Raw genomic sequence first — 24,803 nt, forward strand, 5'->3', positions numbered from 1 at the left:
ACCAGGCGGGCCGGTTTAAAGTCAAACCAAGCGGCTTCGTCGGCGATTATGTGCTGACACTGGGGGACCCGACCAAAGCCCACCAGTGCCAGCAGCACTTTGATGTCTTCCAGCGTTACCGTCGGGTTGAGCAACGTCATTTTCAGGCAGGTGACGCCGTCAAATTCCGTTACGCCCACGTTGGCACGCCCGGAGTCCAGCAGGGCATCGCCAATCCGCTGGTTGAGCAGCGCGATGGCGGCATTGTCTGTACCGGCCAGCGCGGCCGGACGGTAGCGGAACAGCACGCTGGCCAGCTGCGGCTGCATCACCAGCTCCAGGGCCGGTTGCTCAGCGACATAGGCCGCGACCTGTTGCGCCAGGGTCACGCCGTGGTCGATGATCTCAGCGTATTGCTTCTGACCCAGCGCTTCCAGGCCCATCCAGAGTTTCAGGGCATCGAAACGGCGGGTGGTCTGCAATGACTTGGAGACCAGGTTCGGCACACCCTGCGCTTCATCGAACTCGGAGTTCAGGTACGCCGCCTGATAGCGCATCAGCTCATAGTGGCGCGCCTCTTTCAGCAGGAAAGCCCCGCAGCTGATGGTCTGGAAGAACTGCTTGTGGAAGTCCAGGGTGATGGAGTCCACCAGCTCAATGCCGTCCAGATAGTCGCGGTACTTCTCAGAGAGCAGCAGCGCCCCGCCCCAGGCGGCGTCCACGTGCAGCCAGATGTCGTGCTCAGCCGCCACGGCCGCGATGTCACGCAGCGGGTCGATAGCACCCGCATCGGTGGTGCCGGCAGTCGCGACGATCGCCAGGATCTGTTCGCCGTTGGCCTGTGCCTGTGCCACTTTCTCTTTCAGATCGCTCAGATCCATACGCGCAAAGCGGTCAGTTTTCACCAGCGTCACGGACTGGTAACCCAGCCCCAACAGCGCCATGTTTTTCTGCACCGAGAAGTGGGCATTTTCAGAACAGAAGACTTTCATCTTTCTGAGGTTGCCCACCAGCCCATCCTGCTGGATGGAGTGGCCCTGGCGGGCGAAGAAGGCGTCACGCGCCAGCATCAGGCCCATCAGGTTGCTCTGGGTGCCGCCGCTGGTGAACACCCCGGCGTCGCCCGGCTGGTAACCGACCTGGGTACGCAGCCACTCAATCAGCTTCATCTCAATGATGGTGGCTGACGGGCTCTGGTCCCAGGAGTCCATGCTCTGGTTGGTGGCGTTAATCAGCACTTCAGCCGCCTGGCTGACGACCAGGCTCGGGCAGTGCAGGTGCGCCACGCACTGCGGGTGGTGTACCGACAGGCTGTCTTTCAGGAAGTACTCAATCGCGCGTTCAATCGCGGCCTGGTTGCCCAGGCCCTGCGGATTGAAATCCAGCGTGATGCGTTCACGCAGTTCCGCAACGCTTTTCCCCTGATACATCTCAGGCTGTTGCAGCCACTGCACCACGGCTGCGCTGCTCTGGGCGATAGCCTGCTGGTAGGCCTCGGTGCTTTGCGCGGAGGCCGCCAGAATCGGGTTGGTCATGTTCTCTTTTCCACTCAAACCGGTTTAACGCCGGCAGCCAACAGGGCGTGTTCGAATTTATCCAGGAAGATCTCCAGCTCGTCGTTGGTGATCAGCAGGGAAGGCAGCAGGCGCAGTACGCAACCGTGGCGGCCGCCGCGCTCCAGGATCAGCCCGGCTTCGAAGCATTTTTTCTGCAACAGGGCAGAGAGCTCACCGTCAGCCGGGTAGCAGCCCATGTGATCCTGCGCTTCGCCGGGTTTCACGATCTCGATGCCGATCATCAGGCCCAGGCCGCGCACGTGGCCGATTACCGGGTAACGTTTCTGCATCTCAGCCAGTTTGCCTTTCAGCCACTCACCCTGAGCCGCCACTTTGTCAGCCACCTGGTTATCTTTCAGGAACTTCAGGGTGGTCAGGCCGGTGGCCATCGCCAGCTGGTTGCCGCGGAAGGTGCCGGTGTGGTGGCCCGGCGCCCAGGCGTCGAACGCTTTCTTGATACCCAGCACGGCCAGCGGCAAACCGCCGCCGACGGCTTTGGACATCACGATGATGTCCGGCTCGATGCCCGCGTGCTCGAAGGCAAACAGTTTGCCGGTGCGCGCAAAGCCCGCCTGAACTTCGTCGATGATCAGCAGAATGCCGTGTTCCTGGGTCACTTTACGGATGCGTTGCAGCCACTCGACCGGGGCCGGGTTCACGCCGCCTTCGCCCTGTACCGCTTCCAGGATCACCGCCGCAGGTTTGCGCACGCCGCTCTCGACGTCGTTGATCAGGTTTTCGAAGTAGTAGGTCAGCGCTTTCACACCCGCTTCACCGCCGATGCCCAGCGGGCAGCGGTACTGGTGCGGATAAGGCATGAACTGCACTTCCGGCATCATGCCGTTGACCGCTTCTTTCGGGGAGAGGTTACCGGTCACCGCCAGCGCGCCGTGGGTCATGCCGTGGTAGCCGCCGGAGAAGCTGATGACGCCGCTGCGGCCGGTGTGTTTCTTGGCCAGTTTCAGGGCAGCTTCTACTGCGTCCGCGCCGGACGGGCCACAGAATTGCAGGCAGTACTCCTGGCCCGCACCCGGTAATAAGGAGAGCAGGTATTCGGAGAACTGGTCTTTCAGCGGCGTGGTCAAGTCCAGTGTATGTAACGGCAAGCCGCTGGTAATGACATTTTGGATGCTTTGCAGTACATCAGGGTGGTTATGGCCGAGCGCCAGCGTACCTGCGCCTGCCAGGCAATCAAGATATTGATTGTTTTCAACATCGGTGATCCAAACGCCCTGGGCTTTTGCGATCGCCAGCGGCAATTTACGGGGATAACTCCTGACATTCGATTCGAATTCAGCCTGACGCGCCAAATAAGTTTCATTGTTACTGTTTAATGAATTAGCACCTAAAGTATCAATACGGACTTTATCCGTCATCATATCACTCCTACAACCAGGGTTATTGTGAATGCCCTGATTGAATAATTGAATTAAAAAAAGGCGTAGCCATGGGTAAAGCGCGGCCAATATAGGTTTTTTTACCCCGGTACTCAATACTTTATTTTGTTTAGATTTGTTTACATTTTTTATCCTATTAATCAACAGGTTGGTGAGTTAATCGCCACCCAAAATGTTATCATTATGTTACACATATTCCGTTAACCGATAAAAACCGCTTTTTATTGCCTATCAGGAGGTAACGGCTGCCATGCAGTACCGCTATCCATTGCCGGCGAAAGCGCAATAAAGTCAAATTTATTATTGCTGTTGAGCAAGGGCTTATTTAACGCTCTGCAACTGGCGGGGAAACGGGGGGAGCTTTTTTAACCGGCACCGGCAGAAGAAAATGGCGCAGGGTCGCCATGTGTTTCATCTACCCTTCCGGCTTATTGCCCTGCCCTTCACCGCTGCGGCCCTGTCTGCCCCAAAAACCGGATCGCACAAAAAAACGCAGCGCAACCACCTGTTAAATAATAAAAAACATCACAAGAACAACCTGGTAACACTTTGTCGTATAAATTCCCGCGCGCAACGCAGGTGCTTCTGGCAGGATACGCGCCACTTAGCGTGCACCGGTACGATCCTTCCATGAAGTGGCTTTCAAAAAACGCAGTTCTGTTCTCTGTAAAAACCTGTCTTGCTGCCTTTCTGGCCCTGTTTATTGCCCTTGAACTTAACCTCGAAAAACCGGCCTGGGCATTGACCACGGTCTATGTGGCATCACAGCTCTATTCCGCTTCGACGCTCTCCAAGTCAGTGTTCCGCCTGCTGGGCACCTTGCTGGGCGGGCTGTTTATTTTCCTGATTTACCCCATCACCGTGCAAAGCCCGATGCTGTTTAGCCTGTGCGTCTCGTTGTGGGTGGCCGTCTGTCTCTATCTCTCGCTGCATGACCGCACGCCGAAAAGCTATGTGTTTATGCTGGCCGGTTACAGCGCAGCGATTATGGGCTTTCCCAGTGTCGCCTCGGCCGGTTCCATCACCACCACGGTGATTTCACGCATTGAAGAGATCACGGTGGCGATTGTGTGCAGCTCCCTGGTACACCGCCTGATCTTTCCGGTGTCGATGCGCAGCCTGCTGGAGCAGAGCGTCAGCGTCTGGTATCAGAATGGGCGCAAGCTGTGCAGCGAGCTGATCACCGTGTTACCGAAAGACAAATCCCTGGCGCGGGAAGATATCCTGATCCAGATGGCGAATTTCCCGCTGAACGTCGAAACGCTGATTACCCATTGCGTTTATGAAGGGGATGCGGCGCGAAAATTGATCCGGCTGGTGAGCGTGCAGTATCAACACCTCTCCTACCTGATCCCGACACTGACGGCCATTGAGGTGCGGCTGAACCTGCTGGGCGAACAGCAAATCCGCTTTCCGGAGCCGGTGGCGCAGGCATTCGGGCAGTTTCTGCACTGGCTGAACGGGGGGGACACCCAGCATGAGATTGACGCGATAAAAGAGACGCTGCACGGCTGCCAGACGCAGCTGCAACACGCCTGGCAGCAAGGCACGCTGAGCACGGAAGAGAGCATCCTGCTGATTGGCCTGCTGGAACGGCTGGCGGACTTCGTGCGCATTGCCGGGGCCTACCAGAGCGTCAGTGTGCTGGTCAGCGATCTCTCCGGTGATACGCGGCTGGCGAAAAAGGCGCGGGCGCACCGCCACATTGATAAGGGGATGTTGCTGCTCTCGGCGTTAACGGCTTTCCTCGCTACCTTCGGCTCGTGCCTGTTCTGGATCGGCAGTGGCTGGGCGGATGGGGCCACCGCACCGATGATGGCGGCGATCCTGAGCTCCTTCTTTGCCGGGGCCGATACGCCGCTGACCCCGATGAAGCTGTTTATTAAAGGGGTGCTGATCGCCCTGGTGGTCAGCGTGCTTTATATTGCACTGCTGATCCCACAAACGGTGACGTTCGAGGCGCTGCTGATTTGCCTGACGCCGGGGCTGATGGCGCTGGGGCTGGTGATCGCCCGGCCCTCCACCAACATGATTGGGCTGAGCGTTGCCACGCAACTGCCGGGGTTTATCGGCATGAGCCACCACTTTACGCCCAACCTGCCGGGGGTGATTAATACGGCGATGTCCGCCATGGTGGGGATTCTGTTTGCGGCGACCATTACGGCAATCATCCGTAACAAGCGCCCGGCCTGGACGGCCAAACGTGCGCTGCGCAAAGGGCTGCGTGACCTGCTGCGGTTTATCAAAGAGATTGAGCGCAACGCCTCATCCTTGCTGGCGCGTCAGCAGTTTATCGCCCGGACGCTGGACAGGGTGAACATTATCCTGCCGCGCAAGCGGCTCGACCCGGACGCTGACCTGGAATCCGGTGGGAACCTGATTGCAGAGGCGTGGATGGGCGCCTACTGTTACGATTTCTATGCCCGCCACCGCGACGTGCTGGAGCAGCACCACATCGACAGCGGGCAGATGTTCCATGAGCTGGGGCTGTACCTGAAACGGCGCATGAAGTCATTACAGGCCGCCCCGCACCCGGCGCTGCGCGAGGAACTGGACTTGCTGCTGTTCCGGCTGGAGATGCTGGCCGCCCGCGACGACCGCGCCTTTATGCCGATGTTCTACCTGTTCAACATCCGGCTACTGCTGTTCCCGCAGTTGCGCTGGCCGGGCCATGAACAGGAGCCCCACGAACCGGCCTGATAACGCCCCCAACCTGCCCGGCGGGCGCGACGCCTGCCGGGCTGCCCTCATGAAAAGTCATAAATCAGTTTAAAGAAGTTCTCTTCATTAAAGGGCGTGACGTGATGCGGCTTCTGGTGGTCAATAATCGCCCAGTTTTCAAAGTTCGCCCGGCTGTCCTGCATACGCAGTTCGAAAAGTTTTTTATCACTGCGGTCGTTGCCGATCGAGACCAGAATACAGCCTTTCGCGCCGCCAAAATAATACAGCCCCTGCGGCACAATATAGAGACTTTTGTTGCCGTGGGTCAGGCACAACTCCTGAATCTGATAGCGGGCGTGAGGCGCATTTCCGGCGGTCAGAAAGATCTCTTTCCTTTCGCACCGGACCCCGGAATCACGGAACCATAACTCAATGTTTTCAAAAAGGAAGGCGATTTCACGTTGAAATACTGTAATATCGTCTTTCACCGCGTCTACCGCTGCCCTCTCCTCTTCCACGTTTTCCCGCATTTTTTTAAAGAAATCATCTTTGGCTGACATAGGAGAGCTCCTGTATTTTTTGCAGGCTATGGATATTTTTACAGAATAAACCCGGGCCGGGTTAAACGCATTTACCAGCATGTCATTTCATCTCACTGATGTATTTATCCGCCATCCTGACCTCTCTTTTTTCTCATTTATACACCGGCAGGCAGCGGTTATTTACCGGCACAGTCAGGTATGGCGGCAGGCGGGGGATCGCGCTCCTCATTTTTACTCACAAATGAGTGTAAGCCGGTAACAAAGCCCCGCACGCGGCGCGCTACTGCCCCCTGTGATGAAGGGCGCAGCCTGCGAAACCCGGCCGCCCCGGGCATGGCTGAGCACACCGGCCCGCTTTTTTTGTTATATAACATGGGGTACAGCCAGTGGCCCATCAGCGTTATTTTTCCGAACGCTAAAGAATACGCACTTTTTAAAAAAAGCGGGTTGACATTATAGTTAAAAATACTACATTTAAGATGACGATGAGATGACAAATGATGAAGACACAAAACGTCACTGTGTTGTTGTTTATATCTTGTTGTTGCAATGTGTAATAGTGAAGTGATGTGCGATAAAGGCCACGAAGTGAATGTTGTATGGGAAGGTTACGCCTGGGGAATAATCCCGGTGTTTGATAACGTAACCACGCTTTCAGGCCATGTAACAGCAGTTTATCATCGCACGCAGGGGGAACTACCGCGATAATCAGGTTCTTTATTGCCGTGGTGTCTTTCGCGGCGCGGTAATATTACGTAACGGCTGCACCATTATGGCCGTGAAATAAAGAATGCCTATCGCAGGGCGGTGTACTGAGCCAGCCAGCATCCGGGCTGGGGGTATAGTGGAGTATTTTCCTACGCGTTTATCTTTTCCGACGCGTTATAAAGGAGGGCATAGTTATCGGGTGTCATATATTCCTGTTATCGCAGTGCACCTCATAAGATGTGCAAATTGAAGTATCATGTTGTTAAGTCATTGAATGTTAATTAGTCAAAATGCAGTACCCTAAAGGCTCCCGCTACACAGTGGGGGCCTTTATCATTTCTGCTTTCTGCCTGGGGTTAAACGCCTGTCCCTGTAGAAAAACCGCACCACACCCTCTTCATACAAACCATTGAATCTTCAAGACAAAAACTTTAACCCTTCTCCTGGCGCTGTTTAACCACCGTGATATTACTCACAGATTTATATCAAGTTTTTCTTGTGGATGCCGATTTAGTGAGCCTCGGCGAGCGTAAAAATTTCCTGCCGCTATTGGCCGGGGCGCTGCCGGTGGGCACTGTACTTGGGCGTTATCCGGGCATACCCGGCATTAAAGGGTGACCGCGCTGCCGCATTCTATTTTAAAGGGGAAGAAGTGATGGTTTCAGTGAAAAATATGAGAGTGGGCCTCCGTCTGGGTGCCGCATTCGGGTTGGTCATCCTGCTTTTGATCATCGTCAGCACTACCGCCATCGTGAAAATCGGCAATATTAATTCCGCCGTGGACAGCATGGTCAATGACCGCTACATCAAGGTCAGGCTGGCGTTTGATGTCCGGGACGGCGTGAACGATCAGATTAAATTCTTGCGCGGCATCGTGATTGATACCCCTCGCCCGCAGTTTAATGAAAAACGGTTTGGCCAGCTTGCGGCGGCCACCACCAGCACCAACGATGCCATTGAGCAAATTGCCCGGTTGCAGACTACCGTCGTCGGCAAGCAGAAAATCGCCGCCGTCAAAGAGGCGGCTGACGCATTCGAAAAACAAAAGCAGAGCCTGCTCACCCTGGTGCGTGCCGGAAATGAAGAAGCCGCCGCCGAATATGTCCTGCTGAAAATTACCCCGGCGCAGAACGCGTTTCTGGACAGCGCGGTGAAGTTTGCCGATTCCCAGTCCGGCCAGTTGCAGTCTGAAGGGGCAAAAGCGCTCGCAGACGGCAGAACAGCCATTAACGTCACCCTGATTTTCTCCGCGCTGGCGATTCTGGCCGCGCTGCTGCTGGGTTATCTGCTCACCCGCTCCATTGTCAGCCCGCTGCGTGATGCCGTCCGTATTGCTGAAAATGTGGCCGCGGGCGATCTGCGCACGGTGATCCGCGTGACGTCCGCGGATGAAACCGGCCAGCTGATGCAGGCGCTGAAAAATATGAACGATAACCTGCTGAAAATCGTTAACGAAGTCCGTAGCGGTACTGACCTGATCGCCACTGCGTCCGGTGAGATTTCCGCCGGGAACATGGACCTGTCGGTACGCACCGAACAGCAGGCCAGCTCGCTGGAAGAGACAGCCTCCGCCATGGAACAGATGACCTCCACCGTGCGGCAGAATGCCGACAACGCCCGTCAGGCCAACCAGCTGGCCGCGCAGGCCTCGCGGGTGGCGGCAGAAAGCGGGGATGCGGTGAAACAGGTGGTCAGCACCATGACTATGATTAACAACTCCTCGAAGAAAATTGTCGATATTATCAGCGTGATTGACGGCATCGCCTTCCAGACCAATATCCTGGCGCTGAACGCCGCCGTCGAAGCCGCGCGTGCCGGTGAACAGGGTCGCGGATTTGCCGTGGTGGCGTCTGAAGTGCGCAACCTGGCGCAACGTTCCGCCTCGGCGGCCAAAGAGATTGCCCAGCTGATTGAAGATTCCGTCTCGAAGGTGGATGAGGGCGGCAAACAGGTCGCAAAAGCGGGGTCGACCATGGAAGAGGTGCTGGCCAGCGTGAAAAGCGTGACGGAAATCATGGGTGAAATCACTATCGCCAGCGCGGAACAGCGCACCGGCATTGAAGAGATCAACACCGCCATCACCCAGATGGATCAGGTCACCCAGCAGAATGCGGCGTTGGTGAATGAGTCTGCCGCGGCGGCCCAATCCATGCAAGCGCAGGCTGACCAGCTGACCCGGGCAATCCGGGTGTTTAAGGTTAAGGCAGGCGCTCACGCCTGATCGGCTGGCACAGCGTTTTACGGTTTACACCGGCCGGTCAGCTGACCGGCTTTTTTATTGCCAAAAAAATGCCTGTATATTTCTTAACCTTTTGTTTACAGGTACCTCTTTTTGCTATAGCGTTTTTTTGAACCAAAATGGTACTTATTAAGCATCATCTTTACACTTTTTTAGTACCAAAAGAGTATCTTTTTCGGTGGTGGGCTCTACGCTTAAAGCAAGGCTCGTCTCTTCAGGCCGGACAGAAAAGCCATTGCCTCTTGCCTGCCCTTCCCGCTTCTCACCTGCCTATGAATGTACATAATTTAACCTACCCACTATCTTAGTAGATATCGCTGGTATTTCCCGCACACGCGCATAAACAACAATAGTCACAACACGTTATTACCCGTACAGTTTGTCGGGCAGCCGCGTGTGACCGGGCGATCCCGGAATTAGACTTACCGCCTCACCTTTGATGTCGTTTGACGAACACAGCGCCTGGTTTTCCGATCAGGAAAGAAAAGTGACCCTGGTCACTCTGTTATGGGGCAGCCTGCCGGTTGGTATGGGCTGCGTCTGTGAACCACCTAACACGCGAGAGTCGCCATGTTCTATCGACGTTTAGAAAGGTTGATTGATATTTTCCAGGCTGCACCCAGTGAGGCGCCCCCGAATAACGTCTTGTCTTATTACCTCTACTACCTGCGCCAGGTCTGGCCGAGCTTTACCGCACTGATGATTGTCGGCCTGATTGGCGCATTGATTGAGGTGATCCTGTTCAATTACCTCAGCCGCATTATCAACATCGTCAGCAATACGGCGGCGGTGGATCTGTTTGACGAGTATGGCGGTGAGCTGATGTGGATGGCGGTGGTGGCGCTGGTGCTGCGGCCCCTGTGCGTTGGGCTGCATGACATGCTGATCCACCAGACTATCAGCCCCGGCATGGGCAGCCTGATCTGCTGGCAGAACCATAACTATGTGATCAAGCAGAGCGTGGACTTCTTCCAGAGTGATTTTTCCGGCCGCATCGCCCAGCGCATTATGCAGACCGGCAACGCCCTGCGGGACTCGGCCGTGCAGGCGGTGGATGCCGTGTGGCATGTGATTATCTTCATCATCAGTTCGATGATTTTGTTCGCCACCGCTGACTGGCGGCTGATGCTGCCGCTGATCACCTGGCTGCTCTGTTACACGCTGACCCTCTGCTACTTTATCCCGCGGCTGAAACAGCGCGGCGTGAAATCGTCCGCTGCGTATTCACGGCTGGTGGGCCGCATTGTCGACAGTTACACCAACATCACCACAGTAAAACTTTTTGCGCACACCTCGCTGGAACAGCAATACATCCGCAAAGCCATCAGTGAACAGACGCAAAAAGCGCAGCAGGCCGGGCGGCTGATCACCGGCATAGACCTGCTGATCACCGTGCTGAACGGGCTGCTGATTGTGGCGACCACCGGGCTGGCGCTCTGGCTCTGGACGCAGTCGCTGATAAGCGTCGGCGCGATTGCGCTGGCGATCGGGCTGATGCTGCGGATTGTCAGCATGTCCGGCTGGTTGATGTGGGTAGTGAACGGCGTGTTTGGCGGCATCGGCGTGGTGCAGGACGGCGTAAAAATGGTTTCGCAGCCGATCAACGTGGTAGACCGCCCGCAGGCCCCGCCGCTGGCGATCCCTCGCGGGGAGATCCGCTTTAATAAGGTCAGCTTCCGTTATGACAACTACAACGCGGTGATCCAGAACTTTAACCTGACCATCCGCCCCGGCGAAAAGATTGGCCTGATTGGCCCGTCCGGGGCCGGGAAATCCACGCTGGTGAATCTGTTGCTGCGGTTTTATGACGTCGAGGACGGCGCGGTGCTGATCGATGACCAGAACATTGCGGATGTCAGCCAGGAGAGCCTGCGCGCGCAGATTGGCATGATTTCTCAGGACACCTCCCTGCTGAACCGTTCACTGCGTGAGAACCTGATGTACGGTAACCCGGCGGCCACCGAAGAGGCGATTATGCATGCGCTGCGGCAGGTACATGCTGATGAGTTTATCGGGCGGTTGTGTGATGCCGAAGGGCGCACCGGGCTGGCGGCGCATGTGGGTGAACGCGGCACCAAGCTTTCCGGCGGCCAGCGCCAGCGCATCGCCATTGCGCGCGTATTACTCAAGGATGCGCCGATTCTGATCATGGATGAGGCGACCTCCGCGCTCGATTCTGAAGTCGAGGCGGCGGTGCAGGAGAACCTGGAGCCGATGATGCAGGGGAAAACAGTGATCGCCATTGCGCACCGCCTGTCGACCATTGCCCGCATGGACCGGCTGATTGTGCTGAACCAGGGGCAGATTGTGGAGATGGGCACCCATCAGGAGTTGCTGGCGCAGAACGGCCTCTATACGCGGCTCTGGCAACACCAGATTGCCGGCTTTGTCGGTGGGCCGTAAGCGTATTTTTATGGTGCCATAATGATGCGTTAGTGACACCAAAAGAGCACTTTTACAGCGCCTTATTGGTACCAATAAGGCGCTATTTTTATACAACTTAACTATGCCCTGCTGCCTGCGTCCGGGCTTTTAAAAAATCGATAAACGCCCGTACTTTTTCCGGTACGTGGCGGGTATTGGGGTAGAGGGCGGAGATCGCCTGCGCCGGGAAGCGGTGATCGGGCAACAGAATGGTGAGCCGCCCCTCATCGATCAGCGTTTGTGCCAGCCAGTCCGGCAGCAGGGCGACCCCGCTCCCCTCTAGCGCGAATGTCAGCAGGGCCGCAGCGCTGTCCGCCAGCCACGCTGCACCGCCCGCGACCTCAAACGTCATGCGGTTGCCCTCCGGCGTTGTCACCGGCCAGCCCGCGCATCTCCGCCGCTCCACTGTGGTTTTCAGCCACACCAACGCCGGATTACTGTGGCGCCATCTGCATGAAACACCGGCCAGCACAGCCTGACAGGATGCGATTAACAAGATACTAAAACCACACTTAATTAGCACCAAAAAGGCACCTTTTTGGTGCCTTTTTTAGCCTTTTTCAGTACCAGATTAGTGTGATGCACTAAAGGCGGCGAGCACCTGCCGGGTGGCGGTCGCCAGCACATCGCGGCGGGCTTCGGCGTCCGCTTTTGGCTGTGTGAAATAGATGGCCAGCACCAGCGGTTTACCGTGCGGCGGCCAGATAATCGCCAGATCGTTGGTGGTGCCGTAGTCACCTGACCCGGTTTTATCGCCGACCTCCCAGCCCGCCGGCACCCCGGCGCGGATACTCTTCGCACCGGTCTGGCTGTTTTTCAGCCAGCCAATCATCTGCTGTTGTTGGGCCGGCGGCAAGGCGTCGCCCAGCGCCAGGTGTTGCAGGTTGCGCGCCATTGCCTGCGGCGTGGAGGTGTCGCGTTCATCACCGGGGATGGCGGTATTTAATGCCGGTTCCCAGCGGTCAAGGCGTGTCTTGTCATCATGCAGACTGCGCGCAAGTTTGGTGATGCGCTGTGGCCCGCCGATCTCGGTTAACAGTAGGTTAGCCGCCGTGTTGTCACTCCACTCGATCGCCGCCGCGCAAAGCTCTGCCACCGTCATGCCTTCCGCCAGATGTTTGCCGGTCACCGGCGCATAACTCAGCAGGGCAGCGCGGTCGTAACGGATACGTTTTGCCAGGAGATCGGGCTGCGTGACGCTGTGTTGCAGCACCGCACCCGCCGCCAGCACTTTAAACGTACTCGCCATCGCAAAGCGCTCCTCACCACGGTAGGTGATTTCCCGCTGGCTGCCGGTATCAATCAGCGCCACCCCGAGCCGCCCATTGGCGCTGCGCTCCAGTTCCGCCAGTTGTGCTGCCAGCGTATCGGTGGCGGCGGCCGCCTGAAAGACCGCACCGGAGAGCATCAGCCCAGCGGCGAGCAAAAGGGTACGGCGACAACGTGACATCAGGTTCATCCATTTCTTTCCTTGTATTAAGTATAATAACAACACTAAAAAGGCGTAAATTTAGTACCAATTAAACGCCTTTAAGACACTATAACGCGCCTTTTATACCGGTTATCTTTCAGGTGCGCCTCTCCCGTTTGGCATTTCAGGATTATCCTTAGAAGAGGGTGACAGCACATCACCCTCCCCGCTTCTTTTTGACGAGTTATGACAATGAGCAAGAAACAGCCCGATCAGATTCAGTTGCTGACTTCCCCCGGCGGCGCGCCGGTAAAAATGTGGACACAGGGCGTGCCCGTCGAGCCGGAAGCCAGGGCGCAGTTACAGAACACGGCAAAGATGCCGTTCATCTTTAAACACCTGGCGGTGATGCCGGATGTGCACCTGGGCAAAGGCTCCACCATCGGCAGCGTGATCCCTACCCGAGGGGCGATTATCCCGGCGGCGGTCGGCGTGGACATCGGCTGCGGCATGATTGCCGTGCGCACCTCATTGACGGCGGCCGATCTGCCGGACAACCTCGCCGGGCTGCGCAGCGCCATAGAGCAGGCGGTGCCGCACGGGCGCACCACGGCGCGTTCCAAACGGGATAAAGGCGCGTGGGATCGCACACCACAGGAAGTGGACAACCACTGGTCAACGCTCGCCCCGCGCTTTAAGCGCCTGACCGACAAGTACCCCCAGTTGCTGAAAACCAATAACCACCAGCACCTCGGCACGCTGGGTACCGGTAACCACTTTATTGAGGTCTGCCTGGATGAGCAGCAGCGGGTTTGGGTGATGCTGCACAGCGGGTCACGCGGGGTAGGGAATGCCATCGGCACGCTGTTTATTGCGCTGGCGCAGAAAGATATGCAGCGCCATATCGCCAATCTGCCGGATCGCGATCTCGCCTATTTTGAAGAGGGCAGCCGCCACTTTGAGGACTATATGGCCGCGGTCGGCTGGGCGCAGGATTTCGCCCGCCATAACCGTGAGGTGATGATGGCGCGGGTGCTGGCGGCGCTCTCCCAGGTGGTGCCGAAACCCTTTTTGACCCAGCAGGAGGCCGTGAACTGCCACCACAATTATGTGCAGCGGGAGAAACATTTTGGCGAAGAGGTGCTGGTGACGCGCAAAGGGGCGGTGTCGGCCCAGAAGGGTGAGATGGGTATTATTCCCGGTTCGATGGGCGCGAAAAGTTTCATTGTCCGCGGGCTGGGGAATGCGGAGAGTTTTTGCTCATGCAGCCACGGCGCGGGGCGGACGATGAGCCGCACCGCCGCCAAAAAGCGTTTCAGCGTGGCCGACCAGATCCGCGCCACCGCCCATGTCGAGTGCCGCAAAGACAGCGAGGTGATCGATGAAATCCCGATGGCCTATAAAGATATTGATGCGGTGATGGCCGCCCAATCCTCGCTGGTGGAGATTGTGCATACCCTGCGGCAGGTGGTGTGCGTGAAAGGTTGACTGACACCAAAAAGGCACCGTTAAAGTGCCTTTTTGGTACTATAAAAACACCTTTTTTGCACTAAAAAAGCATCAGAATGAACAGGGATATGCTACTGCGGCGTGATCTCCCCGCTTTGCAGGTTAACCCGGAAATTGCGGCTGGGTTGGCCGTGCAGGTATTTATCTATCACCCTGAAAAGCGTGCCGAACCGCAGGCGAAATATCTCGTCAACACTGCTTTTTTCATTAACTTTTCGGGTGACCGGCGGCAGGGTGGCGGCAAGCGTGCCGGTTAACAGCTGGTACTGCTTCAGCCGTGTTTCAGAGATATCCCGTAACGCCAGTTCATCCGCATTACGCAGGCGGTAGAAATCCACGGCCAGGTCAAATCCGTTCCAACTCGCAAAATCCTCTAATTTCAATCCCGCCCGCTGTGCCAGTGCCTCCGCTTTCTGTTGGGCGTTTTCCCATGCCGCGCGCTTTTCCTGGGAATAACGCCGGGTAATATCCAGCTTGCGCGGCGTGCTGCCGGGCGCACACTGCGCAGGACCAACGCTCAGCGGCTCTCCCGGCACATCGCGCCAGGCCGGCAGCCCCTCTGCCTGGCTCAGGATGAGCATCTCTTTACCCGTCAGGTTGAACAGCATTTGCCGGATGTCACACGGCCACTCTTCGGGGAGAAAACGCAGGCGGGTCAGCTCGGTGATATGCCATTGTGTGAAGGCATAATAGTTTTCCGCGTTGAGAATGGCCTTATTCCAGAGATGCGGCGAGTGGCTGGCGTTCAGGGAGTCCCACTCTTGCTGATAGTGTTCAAACAGTTCATTGAAACGCGGCACACTCTCCAGGATCACGGTCTGAACCTCCATTTCTGTGCGGTTTTTGATGCTGAGGATTTTATAGGCCGGAACATAGGCGGCCAGCGACGGCGCCTGAATATTGACCAACATGCTGCCGTCAGGGTAGCGGCGAACGCCGGTGTCATTGAAGTGCATATGCCCGCCGACATGAACGCCAATGCCGGTTTTCGCCAGCGCATAGCTGGTTTCTTTACTGGGTGCCCGAGTTAGCTGGAGTTTTCCTTCGCCGAACAACGTTTCAATATCCTGCGCTGCGCCGTTATCGAACTCCACCATCGGGAAGTGGCTGAAGGCCACCAGCGTTTTATTTTGTGCTTTTGCACGCTGTGCGACGGAGGCCATCCAGGCCACGGTCTGCTGTTTGTGGGTCAGCATGCGGTTGTAGCCTGCCTCTCCGGAACCGGCAAAATTACCCGCCGCCCCGGGTTTAGCGGCATCGGCTTTTTCAGCGGGCACATAGACATTCGCATCCACGGCCAGTAACCAGAGGCCGGGAACAGGCTCGGCCAGGTAGCTGCTGTCTGCCACCGTAAAACAGGGGCCATATCCCGGCTGTTTATAGTTCCCGCCGGTGCCCTGGGCACAAATTTCATAGTGCCGGCGACGGAAATCACTGGCCTGTAATGCGGCCTGATAACGGTAAGGTTGCTGGTGGTAACCGGCGTAGGGGGTTTCCCAGTAACGGTCGGCAGGCGAAGGGTTAAGGCCGAACGGCCCCATCGCGTTCATGACATACTCATAACCGCGGCTGGCCATCTCTTCACTGCACAGGGTGGGCAACCCGGTGCCGGTGTTGATGAGGGCGGTACTGCCCGCGTACCCCCGGCACTCTTTCGCACCCCGGCTGAAAATGCGTTGGGTTTGCCCTCCCTTGCCCAGGAAATCCTCCTCGCCGCCCGGCGTATCAAAGGGGCGGTTGGGATCATGGTTGCCCGGTGTGGCAAAGAAACGCATCCCATAACGCTGCTCATACTCATGCAACAGGGAGACCAGCCCGCGAAGATGCAATGACTGCCCGTCATCGCTGAAATCCCCCGGCAGCGCAACCAGTTTAATGCCTTTACGGCCGGCGTCATCCAGGGCGGCCCGCAGCGCGAAGTAATTTTCATTAAACAGCCGCGTGGAGGTCAACTGGGCGTACATGGTGCGGATCACCGCCGACCGGCCACTTTTGCTGTTTTTCAGCCCGTTAAATGCCCCATCGGCAAATTGCCCGTACACATCATGAAAGTGGATATCCGGCATAAAGGCGATGCGATAGGAGTAGGGTTCAGCTGCGGTGACGCTTCCGGCCACGACAGTGAGTAATGCCAGACAATGCTGAATGATTTTCTTCATATTTACCTCGCGACATGCAACGGCATGGTTTGTTGCTGAGAGGGTTTGCACACTGTCGGCTACGCATGTGCGCTGTCGCTGCCCAGTTCGGTTTGCAGGAACGCCACCAGTGCCTCGGGTGCAGGCGCATTCATCAGTTGCTCACGAAAAGCGCTATGCATCAGCTTGCGTGCCAGCGCGGAAAAGATTCGCATATGCTCGGTTTGTGCCTGCGCGCTGAGGGTGAGCATGATCACCAGCCGCACATCCACGCCGTCACCCCAGGGCAGGGGAGCCTTCAGGCGCAGCACGGAGAGGCTGTTGTGGAGGATGGCGGGGGATTTGCAGTGCGGGATCGCCACAGAGAAGCCCAGCGCGGTGGAAAATACTGCCTCACGCTGCCAGACAGCCCGCTCAGCCTCCACCCCGGACACCACACGCCGGTGACGATCCAGATTATCGGTAAGCCGTTTAATCGCCTCGTGCTTATCGGCGATTGTCTCATCGAGCAGTATCAGCGAGGGGGCCATGAGCGGCACAGGGGCAGCCTCCGCGCCCGGCAGATGCTGCGGTTTGTCACGCTCCAGCATGAACCATCGCCCGGCCACCGCATCCGGGTCAGGAATCAGCACCCCGTAGCGCGTGTCCAGCAACACGGTTTTCGCCTGCTGCATCTGCGGGTGTGTTTCCGGCGGCACACAGAGCAAAGGAATAGAGAATGCGCGGGCGAGGATGGCGGTATGGGACGTTTCCGCCCCCGTCTCCATCACGATGCCGTGCAGGTGGGGGCCGCGCAGCGCCAGCAATTGCCCCGGCGTCATGATGCCCCGGCAGATAACCACCGCCGCCCCGTGCAGCACCGGCACCTGCAATCGCGGATCGCGCGAGAGATGCGCGGCCAGCCGGAAACCTACATCCTGCACATCCAGCTCGCGCTGGCGCAAATAGTCACTGTCGCTCTGCCGGAACGGCAAACGAAGCGCGTCGATGGCGCTGGCGAGCGCGGCCAGCGCATTGGCCGCGCCGCGCTGGCTGAACAGCGCCTCTTCCACGGCTTCATCCTCCAGTAACTGGCTATGCGCCGCCAGGATCTGCGCGGCCTCGCCTTGCGCTGCGGCAGCTTCGCGCTCAAGCTGCCCGCGGGCACCGTGCCACGCCGCCCGCAGTTGCTGATGCTGCGTGGGTTGGTCAGCGGCAGGCTCAGAGTGCGCCAGCAGGTGAAGATCGGCGGGCGTAAAGGTCACCGGCACGCCCTGCGCCATCCCCGGGCTGATGCCTTTCCCACGCAGAACCGGGGAAGTGGTGCGCGCAAGGAAGACCGGCAGCGCACCGTCACTGCCCGGCTCACTCTGGGTAAACGGCGTGTCGCAACCGGCCAGCTCATGCAGGATAAAGTGGCTCAACGCCTGATGGGCCGCCTGCGCGTCCGGCCCGTCAATCTGTAACCGGCAGGCATCCTTCAGGGCGACATCCGCCCCCACCAGCGCCAGCGCACTTTTGGCATTCGCCTGACGTGAGTTACTGCGGTTCACCAGCGTAACCGACGACTGAAAGCGGGCGGCGCAGCGCGCCAGTGCACCGGCAGGGCGGGCATGGAGGCCATGCGCTAACGGGCAACAAAATGAAATAGTCAGCATAGGGTTCTCATCCAGTGGCATTAATCGATTAACCAGGAAACAGGGGTACCGGCGGTCACAACCTCATCCGTTTCCCCGGTGGGTGTTTCTGCCAGCGTGACCCGCCGGCATGAACCTTCGGCCACCGGTTGCCCGCAGTGCAGCGGCGTGAGGCCGGGGTTCCAGCCACGCAGCAGCAGCGCGTTGCCGTGCTGGGCTTTTTTGAGCGTGCTGAAATGCAGCCCGCAGTCCCATGAGAGCAGGCTGTAACGCGCCGGAAAGTGCAGCCCGTGTGGATTGGTACGAAAGCGTGACCAGCCGGTATCGAGATAGCCGCAGGCCGGGGTGCGCCACTGCTCAACCGCCCGCCAGAAGCTGGCATTTTGCCCCTGCGCCATGGGTAACACCGCGAAATGGGCGCGATACAGGCCGGGCAGCTGCGAGTCAGGCGTCGGCAATGCCATGCCGGAGGCGCGGCCCGGGCGCCACAGCAGATCAGGTTTGCCCAGCCAGCCCACACTGCGGAACAGGGTGATCGCCAGCGTCTCCGGCTGGTGTGCCGGGATTTCATACTCCCGCAATCCTTCGGTGACGACACACAAACCGCGCGTCTCGTTATGCAGCATCACCAGGCTTTGCATCGGCCAGAGTGACGCCGGGGCCTCTGTCCAGTTTTCCGCCTGCCAGTGCCGTAAAGCGGCTGGCTGGTTTTCCCGTTCAATCAACCCAAACGGCTGATCGGCAAAGTGGAAGGCCTGGCTGACCCCGACCGGGATCTCGACCTGCAAACGGTGGTCGCGCAGCGTGTTGTTGACCTCAATCTCGACATCCAGCCACGGCTGGTCATGGGGAAGGATAAGGATCATGGTGACCTCGAGCGCGGCATTACACTGGCGCGCCTCGCGGGCTGCGGCATCCCGCGGGGCCGGGATGCGCCAGGTGAGCGTCAGGGTGTCGTTCAGCGGCCCGCGCACCCCGTGCCGGCCGGTCAGGCAGCCGTCGCTGCTGATTTTCCAGTCTTCCGGCGGGGGCGAATAGTTGTAGTTATCCCCGGCATCGCCGCCATCCACCAGGCGCAATACGCCGGGGTAGCGCTGCCCGCTGCGTTTATCCTCCAGCGTAAGCTGTCCGTGGATGAGTGCCAGCCGCAACCAGCGGTTCTCCAGCACGTCGATGGCGTCTGAGGCGGTGTCAAACCCGGCCGCCTCTCCCTCCTGTAAAAACAGTGTCTGGTAGCCGCAGGCGGGCAGCGCCTTCACTTCCAGCAGAATGTCGCACTTGCGGTACCAGGTGGTGGTGGTGCTGTTTGCCAGCTCCTGCACGATGAGGGACATATCCTGCGGGGCTTCATGCAGCAATTGCCAGCGGCAGGCGACCCCGGCCTCATCCACAATGCAGAAGTCCGGCTGGGGCGTGTAGAGGGTCAGGCGGACATGCGTATCGCGCTCATAGGGCAGGGCGTTGAACACGATGATTTTTTTGCCCTCACGACAGGCCGTGATGCCGCCTGCCAGCATCGCCATGTTCAGTTCAAAAAGCTGCTGCGCGCTCTCCAGCCCGTCGCACAGGCGTGCTTTTACCATGCGGTTTACGCGGTCAGCATTGCAGCCGCCGATGCTGTCATGCGCCTGGGATTTCATCGCCCCGCGCCAGATATTTTCCAGCGCCTGTTGCGGGTAGGGCAGCCCCAGCCGCCCGTTCATGGCCAAAAGCGGCTCCAGCGTCTGGCTGACGAACTGTTCCAGGCGGGCGTTAAGCTGTTTTATGTCCATGCGGGTGGAGTAAATTCCGCGATGGACACGCATATATTTTGGGCTGAGCAGTTCCCCGCGCCATACCGGCAGCGGGCAGCCGGTAGCCTGCAAGGCGCTGAAAAATGCGGTAAAACTGCTGCGTTCGAAACGATAGGCCTGCTGGCGGTGATTCAGGGTGTCCAGCATCGCAGGTACCGCATATTCGCAGGGGGACTGGTCGTTGCCGTTGGGCAATAACAGATTTCCGGTCAGGGAAAAACGAGCCTGTTTTTCGAGGATGGCAGGCAGGTGCTGTGCCGCCTGCGCCGCGTCCACCGGCAGCCATTTGGCGCAACCATAGCCCCAGGGCAGCACGGCCGTGGTCACGCGGCTGCCGTTTTGCGCGCACCAGGTAAATTCACTGGCGGGGACATCATGTTCGCACCAGCCGCGCCAGATCACCGCACAGTCAATGCCGAACTCGCGCAGAAACAGCGGAAGCTGTGCGCTCTGCCCAAACGAGTCCGGGACATAGCCGACCGGCATATAACCGCCCCATGCCTCGCCGTCTGCCTTTCCCAGCAGCAGGTTGCGGGTAATGGATTCCGCGCCCACCACCATAAAATCGGTCTGGGTATACCAGGGGCCAATCAGGATACGCCCCTGACGGATCAGCGTTTGCAGGCGTTCACGCTGTTCCGGGGCGACCTGTAGATAGTCTTCCAGCACCACGGTTTGCCCATCAAGCATAAAAGGGCCAAGGGCACTGTCCTGCTCCAGGCGGGTAAGCAGATCCTGCATAAAATAATACAGCAGGGTTCTGGAATCATTTTCAGTGAAATACCATTCGCGATCCCAATGCGTATGCTGAATCAAATGCACGATTTTCATTATTCCCCCTTTAGGGTATTACGGGTTTATTCAGGGCGAGTGCAGCCCCAGAAATAACGATTTCTGAAAAGATGCCCCGTCTGAATTAAATAACGCGGATGATTAACGCCCCGCTTTAAATTTAGGCGCGGCAGAGACGTTTTTCTTTTCCGGCAATGTTTCCCCACGGAATATCAACAGGGAGCCGGCAGTAATAATGCCCGCCCCTGTTGCAATAGACAGGATATAAACCGGCCAGTTTTCCACCGCCAGCCAGCCATAAAAACCCGAAATCGGCGCATGGTTCACCGCGCCCAGCCCTACCGCCATCGCCGCACCCACGGCAGAGCCTATGACGTTGATCACAATGATTTTGGGGTTGGACAGCGCAAACGGGATCGCACCTTCCGAAACACCGATAAGCCCCATCAGCGTGGAGGCTTTCCCCGCTTCCCGCAGGGCAGCAGGAAAACGTCCGGCCCAGAGTAAGGTGGCGACGCCCAGGCCGATGGGCGAGACAATGATGGCGACCTGGGCCGCCGTGTTAGGGTCATAAATGCCTGATGCCAAAAGCGCCATGGCCGTCGTGACGGCCGCTTTGTTGACCGGGCCGCCCAGGTCGAACCCCACCATGCCGCCGACCACGGCAGCCAGGATCACCTTATTGGTGCCTGACATGGCCAGCAGCCAATTTTCCATACCGTGGTTCAGCGCCGCCAGCGGCGTGCCGATGACAAACGCCATGACACTACAGGTCAGGAGGGTTCCGCCCACCGGCAGGATAAAAATAGGCCCGGCTGAGGCCAGCGCTTTAGGCAGGGTAATCGTCGCGGCAAGCATCCGCACGATATACCCCGCCACAAACCCTGCCGCCAGGGCACCGAGAAAGCCGGTCCCCAGGCTGTTTGCCAGCAGGCCGCCCACCATTCCCGGCGCCAGCCCGGGCTTATTGGCCAGCGCAAAACTGATATAGCCTGCGACCACGGGCAACATCAGTGACAGGGCCATCCCCCCAAAACCATCAAATTTATGCAACAGCTGCACCACCAGGCTGGCAGCCTGTGCATGCCCGGCATCCCAGATATTATCAATGCCATACAACGAGGCCCCGATGCGTGAAATCCCCATGATGACCGCCCCGGCGATCACAAAAGGCAGCATCCAGGATACGCCGGTCATGATGGCCGTTTTGATCTCACTCCCCAGCGGGGGCGTCTGCCCTTCGTTAAACTTAGCCATGCGCCACCTCCTGTTCCAGCGCCTCAAACACCGCCTCGCCAAACTTGATCGGATCGGCGACGCGGCATTCCAGTTTGATCAGGCCGTTGAACCGCTCTTTATTGATAATGGCGACATCTGCCGCCAGGATAACGGCGTCTGCCCGCGCAAGATCGGCCTCCGTGATGCCATTCTCCACGCCCATGCTGCCCTGGGTTTCGACTTTTATTTCATGGCCCCGCTGCTTGCCGAGCATTTCAAGGGCTTCAGCCGCCATATAGGTATGGGCCACCCCGGTGGGGCAAGCCGCGACACAAACAATAAACATAACAACTCCTTACCGGGTCAGTTTCAGGCAATAAAAAAAGCACAATGGCGAAAGGCGCATTGTGCTTTGCAATAAAACAGAGAAAGGTAAAGCGGCATCATCAGCTTCACCACTGGCGTGACGGCACATCATTAAATGATGCAGGCTACTGATAAGAAAAAGGAAATCTAGCTCATCACGTTTATGGCTGCGCAGCCGGACAGGGTGCCCGGTATTACGCTGTGCTTTCGCGGGCGGGGCAACGGGAGACGACGCGGGAAGGCATAATTTCCCGGCACTGCCCCATAATTGTGTCCAGCTTGCGGCGATATCTTCCTCTGCGTCTTTATTAACGGGGGATTCTTCTTCCGTTAATGCGGACAGAGAGGTAAACCAGCAAATACTATTCAGCAACGCTCTGATCCTGCTGTCGGCATGACAGCAAAAATGCAGTGGTATTAAAAGAAGCCGGATAATATAAGCAGGCATTATTTCCTCCCCAAAAGACAGGGTGAGTATAAGGCAGCGGTAAAATAACGAATGTGACTTTCCACACGTTTATTATCCGCAATTAAAATTCCATCCATGGCGTAATAACGCCCCCGGCAGGGGAAAGAAAGAGAGGGTTGCCATCATTTTCTGCACCTTCACGTCAAACAGTCAGCATGCACCGGCCTTAGTGATTAAGCGGCAATAACCCTTCACCAACGCCAGGAAATAAAAAAGGCACCTTCAGAGTGCCTTTTTGGTACTCTTTGAGCGCCTTTTTGGTACTGCTTAAACACCTTTTTCACACTAAAAATGCGGCGTCATACCAGGCTTGCCGCATTGATGATGCAGTCACGTCCGGCGCGCTTGGCGGCGTAAAGCGCGGCATCCGCGGCCTGTTTCAGGGTGGTGGCATCATCACCGGCTGCCGAGGTACTGATACCGGCGCTGAGGGTGATGATTTTATCCGGCAGCGACGACGTGTGGTGCGGCAAGGCCGCCTTGTGTATCGCATACCGGATGCGCTCCGCCACCTTTTCCGCCTCATTGGCCGGGGTGCCGGGCAGGATAACCGCGAACTCTTCCCCGCCGTAACGCGCCACCACATCGGTGCCGCGGCGCGGCAGATATTTCAGCACATCCGCCACCCGCCGCAGGCACTCATCCCCCGCGACATGGCCGAAGGTGTCGTTGTAGCTTTTGAAAAAATCGATGTCGCACATAATTAGCGAGACCGGTGCGCCGGTGAGCGCTGAACGTGCCAGGCACTGCTCCAGGTAGATATCAAACTGGCGGCGGTTACCCAGCCCGGTCAGGCTGTCAAGCAGCGCCAGATCCTGCAGCGTCAGGTTGACGCGGGTCAGCTCATCCTGCGTCTGCATCAGTTCCCGCCGTTGTTTTATTGTTTTGCGGAATTGCCGCAGCACCAACATCCCAAACAGCGAAATGGTCATCAGCAGCAGCACATTCAGGCAGATAATCGCCAGGTTATTTTTAATCCACTGGGTTTTCAGCAGGTCGCGGTCAATCCCCACTGCCACCACCAGCGGGTAGCTCTCAAGCTGAGCATAGCCAAAGATGCGCGTAACCCCGTCAATCGGTGAGCGCCAGGTGCCGCCGCCCTGTGGCGAGGCTTTCAGCAGGCTGCGGTAGAGTGGGGTGGCCGCCATGCTCTGGTTAATGATGCTGTCCGGGAACGGGCGCACATACATTACCGTGGCATCCAGGTGGGTCAGGCCGAGGATATCCTTCGGCGACATCTCATAGTAGCCGTAAAACTGGCGGAAAAAATCGACCCGCACAGTGCCCAGCACCACGCCGCGGAACTGCCCCTGAGCATCATTCAGCCGTAAGGAGACCGGAATAATCAGATCCCCGGTCGAGCGGCTTTTGATCACATGGCCGACGTGCACCTGATCGTCGTTATGCGTCCGGTGCCAGATAAAATATTCGCGGTCGGCATTATTGGCCTGCGGGTACATTTGCCGGCCGGAAGTGGCCAGCCAGTTACCTTGTGCGTCATAGACGAATAACCCGTGCAGCTGCGGCAACCGGCTTTTTTGCACACCCAGCAGCCCTTGCGGGCCGAGGTAGCTCGCCGGGTTCGCGAAGATGTCATCCCCATGGCGGACAATGTCCTCCAGCGTGATCTGCACTTGCAGAAAAGTGTCTTCTGCCTGGCGGGATAACGAGACCGACTGGTTTCTGGCCTGCTTTTCGGTGTCCTGCAATGTGTGTTGCCAGGATTGCCACATTGACCAGCCCACCACGAAGATCACGGCAACCGCAATGATAAGCAGGAAAACCGCCATGATGCGATCAGGCGATTTAAAGCGGGATAAAGCCAAGACTCCTCCGGAGATTAACGGTGTTACTGCATCAGCTTACTTGCTCTCAGCCAGGGCAAAGGGGGGATAAACAGCCATACAGGTAGCTAATCCCCGCGCTCAGGCGCCAGATACTTCAGGGGCGCTGATGCATTACGTGATTTGGGTTAAATCACTCTA

At 57.7% G+C, this 24,803-nt stretch carries 15 protein-coding genes and 1 pseudogene; 4 read left to right on the forward strand and 12 right to left on the reverse strand.

Annotated features, from left to right (window positions below):
* Together CYR55_RS14540 and CYR55_RS14545 are read right to left on the reverse strand one after the other, a co-directional pair.
* Positions 1–1,514, reverse strand: a 1,514-nt coding sequence (locus CYR55_RS14540) for a pyridoxal phosphate-dependent decarboxylase family protein (protein ID WP_241522162.1), incomplete at its 3' end; no start/stop codon positions are given.
* 14 nt (positions 1,515–1,528) lie between these two features.
* Entirely contained in the window at positions 1,529–2,911 is a 1,383-nt protein-coding gene (locus CYR55_RS14545; protein WP_175580809.1) for a diaminobutyrate--2-oxoglutarate transaminase, read from the reverse strand.
* A gap of 651 nt (positions 2,912–3,562) precedes the next feature.
* Between CYR55_RS14545 and CYR55_RS14550 the strand changes: the two genes are divergently transcribed.
* Positions 3,563–5,632 (forward strand): FUSC family protein, encoded by a 2,070-nt coding sequence (locus CYR55_RS14550; RefSeq protein WP_101817016.1) that lies wholly within the window; start codon positions 3,563–3,565, stop codon positions 5,630–5,632.
* A gap of 47 nt (positions 5,633–5,679) precedes the next feature.
* Here CYR55_RS14550 and CYR55_RS14555 read toward each other — a convergent pair whose 3' ends face one another.
* On the reverse strand, positions 5,680–6,234 hold the full coding sequence (locus CYR55_RS14555) for a helix-turn-helix domain-containing protein (protein ID WP_146000988.1): 555 nt from the start codon (positions 6,232–6,234) through the stop codon (positions 5,680–5,682).
* A 1,264-nt stretch (positions 6,235–7,498) separates the two neighbouring features.
* Here CYR55_RS14555 and CYR55_RS14560 point away from each other — a divergent pair.
* Entirely contained in the window at positions 7,499–9,064 is a 1,566-nt protein-coding gene (locus CYR55_RS14560; RefSeq protein ID WP_101817217.1) for a methyl-accepting chemotaxis protein, read from the forward strand.
* 588 nt (positions 9,065–9,652) lie between these two features.
* The gene (locus CYR55_RS14565; RefSeq protein ID WP_101817019.1) at positions 9,653–11,485 is read left to right on the forward strand and encodes an ABC transporter ATP-binding protein; all 1,833 of its coding nucleotides are present in this window, start codon (positions 9,653–9,655) and stop codon (positions 11,483–11,485) included.
* A gap of 97 nt (positions 11,486–11,582) precedes the next feature.
* Here the strand turns inward: CYR55_RS14565 and CYR55_RS14570 are convergent.
* Together CYR55_RS14570 and bla are read right to left on the reverse strand one after the other, a co-directional pair.
* Positions 11,583–11,888: pseudogene (locus tag CYR55_RS14570) on the reverse strand (LysR substrate-binding domain-containing protein); the annotation flags it as partial.
* 189 nt (positions 11,889–12,077) lie between these two features.
* Complete coding sequence (gene bla, locus CYR55_RS14580) at positions 12,078–12,965, reverse strand: class A beta-lactamase (protein ID WP_101817024.1); 888 nt, start codon at positions 12,963–12,965, stop codon at positions 12,078–12,080.
* A gap of 204 nt (positions 12,966–13,169) precedes the next feature.
* On the opposite strand from bla, the gene CYR55_RS14585 reads away from it, so the two are divergent.
* Positions 13,170–14,405: an RtcB family protein gene (locus CYR55_RS14585; protein WP_101817026.1), complete on the forward strand. Its 1,236-nt coding sequence runs from the start codon at positions 13,170–13,172 to the stop codon at positions 14,403–14,405.
* Positions 14,406–14,497: 92 nt separating this feature from the next.
* Here CYR55_RS14585 and CYR55_RS14590 read toward each other — a convergent pair whose 3' ends face one another.
* The 7 genes from CYR55_RS14590 to CYR55_RS14615 all read right to left on the reverse strand — a co-directional run bounded on the left by CYR55_RS14590 (position 14,498) and on the right by CYR55_RS14615 (position 24,644).
* The gene (locus CYR55_RS14590; protein WP_101817028.1) at positions 14,498–16,585 is read right to left on the reverse strand and encodes a metallophosphoesterase family protein; all 2,088 of its coding nucleotides are present in this window, start codon (positions 16,583–16,585) and stop codon (positions 14,498–14,500) included.
* 59 nt (positions 16,586–16,644) lie between these two features.
* The gene (locus CYR55_RS14595) at positions 16,645–18,201 is read right to left on the reverse strand and encodes a PTS sugar transporter subunit IIA (RefSeq protein ID WP_101817030.1); all 1,557 of its coding nucleotides are present in this window, start codon (positions 18,199–18,201) and stop codon (positions 16,645–16,647) included.
* A 20-nt stretch (positions 18,202–18,221) separates the two neighbouring features.
* Positions 18,222–20,804: a glycoside hydrolase family 38 N-terminal domain-containing protein gene (locus CYR55_RS14600; protein ID WP_101817032.1), complete on the reverse strand. Its 2,583-nt coding sequence runs from the start codon at positions 20,802–20,804 to the stop codon at positions 18,222–18,224.
* A gap of 102 nt (positions 20,805–20,906) precedes the next feature.
* Positions 20,907–22,022 carry a PTS fructose transporter subunit IIC gene (locus CYR55_RS14605; protein ID WP_101817035.1) on the reverse strand — a complete coding sequence of 372 codons (1,116 nt, stop codon included), beginning with the start codon at positions 22,020–22,022 and terminating at the stop codon, positions 20,907–20,909.
* Entirely contained in the window at positions 22,015–22,329 is a 315-nt protein-coding gene (locus tag CYR55_RS14610; RefSeq protein WP_101817037.1) for a PTS fructose transporter subunit IIB, read from the reverse strand. Before CYR55_RS14610 ends, CYR55_RS14605 begins: the two co-directional genes overlap by 8 nt.
* A gap of 9 nt (positions 22,330–22,338) precedes the next feature.
* Entirely contained in the window at positions 22,339–22,797 is a 459-nt protein-coding gene (locus CYR55_RS23355; protein ID WP_146000989.1) for a hypothetical protein, read from the reverse strand.
* Positions 22,798–23,117: 320 nt separating this feature from the next.
* Complete coding sequence (locus CYR55_RS14615) at positions 23,118–24,644, reverse strand: sensor domain-containing diguanylate cyclase (RefSeq protein WP_338153012.1); 1,527 nt, start codon at positions 24,642–24,644, stop codon at positions 23,118–23,120.
* Between the last annotated feature and the right edge of the window lie 159 nt (positions 24,645–24,803).

Source organism: Chimaeribacter californicus (assembly GCF_002858675.1).
In the GTDB taxonomy this organism is placed as follows: domain Bacteria; phylum Pseudomonadota; class Gammaproteobacteria; order Enterobacterales; family Enterobacteriaceae; genus Chimaeribacter; species Chimaeribacter californicus.

Excerpts from the sequence above, each read along its gene's own strand:
- CYR55_RS14545 (WP_175580809.1), bottom strand. The coding sequence starts at position 2,911 with ATGACGGATAAAGTCCGTATTGATACTTTAGGTGCTAATTCATTAAAC.
- CYR55_RS14550 (WP_101817016.1), top strand. The coding sequence starts at position 3,563 with ATGAAGTGGCTTTCAAAAAACGCAGTTCTGTTCTCTGTAAAAACCTGT.
- CYR55_RS14555 (WP_146000988.1), bottom strand. The coding sequence starts at position 6,234 with ATGCTGGTAAATGCGTTTAACCCGGCCCGGGTTTATTCTGTAAAAATA.
- CYR55_RS14560 (WP_101817217.1), top strand. The coding sequence starts at position 7,499 with ATGGTTTCAGTGAAAAATATGAGAGTGGGCCTCCGTCTGGGTGCCGCA.
- CYR55_RS14565 (WP_101817019.1), top strand. The coding sequence starts at position 9,653 with ATGTTCTATCGACGTTTAGAAAGGTTGATTGATATTTTCCAGGCTGCA.
- bla (WP_101817024.1), bottom strand. The coding sequence starts at position 12,965 with ATGAACCTGATGTCACGTTGTCGCCGTACCCTTTTGCTCGCCGCTGGG.
- CYR55_RS14585 (WP_101817026.1), top strand. The coding sequence starts at position 13,170 with ATGAGCAAGAAACAGCCCGATCAGATTCAGTTGCTGACTTCCCCCGGC.
- CYR55_RS14590 (WP_101817028.1), bottom strand. The coding sequence starts at position 16,585 with ATGAAGAAAATCATTCAGCATTGTCTGGCATTACTCACTGTCGTGGCC.
- CYR55_RS14595 (WP_101817030.1), bottom strand. The coding sequence starts at position 18,201 with ATGCTGACTATTTCATTTTGTTGCCCGTTAGCGCATGGCCTCCATGCC.
- CYR55_RS14600 (WP_101817032.1), bottom strand. The coding sequence starts at position 20,804 with ATGAAAATCGTGCATTTGATTCAGCATACGCATTGGGATCGCGAATGG.
- CYR55_RS14605 (WP_101817035.1), bottom strand. The coding sequence starts at position 22,022 with ATGGCTAAGTTTAACGAAGGGCAGACGCCCCCGCTGGGGAGTGAGATC.
- CYR55_RS14610 (WP_101817037.1), bottom strand. The coding sequence starts at position 22,329 with ATGTTTATTGTTTGTGTCGCGGCTTGCCCCACCGGGGTGGCCCATACC.
- CYR55_RS23355 (WP_146000989.1), bottom strand. The coding sequence starts at position 22,797 with ATGCCTGCTTATATTATCCGGCTTCTTTTAATACCACTGCATTTTTGC.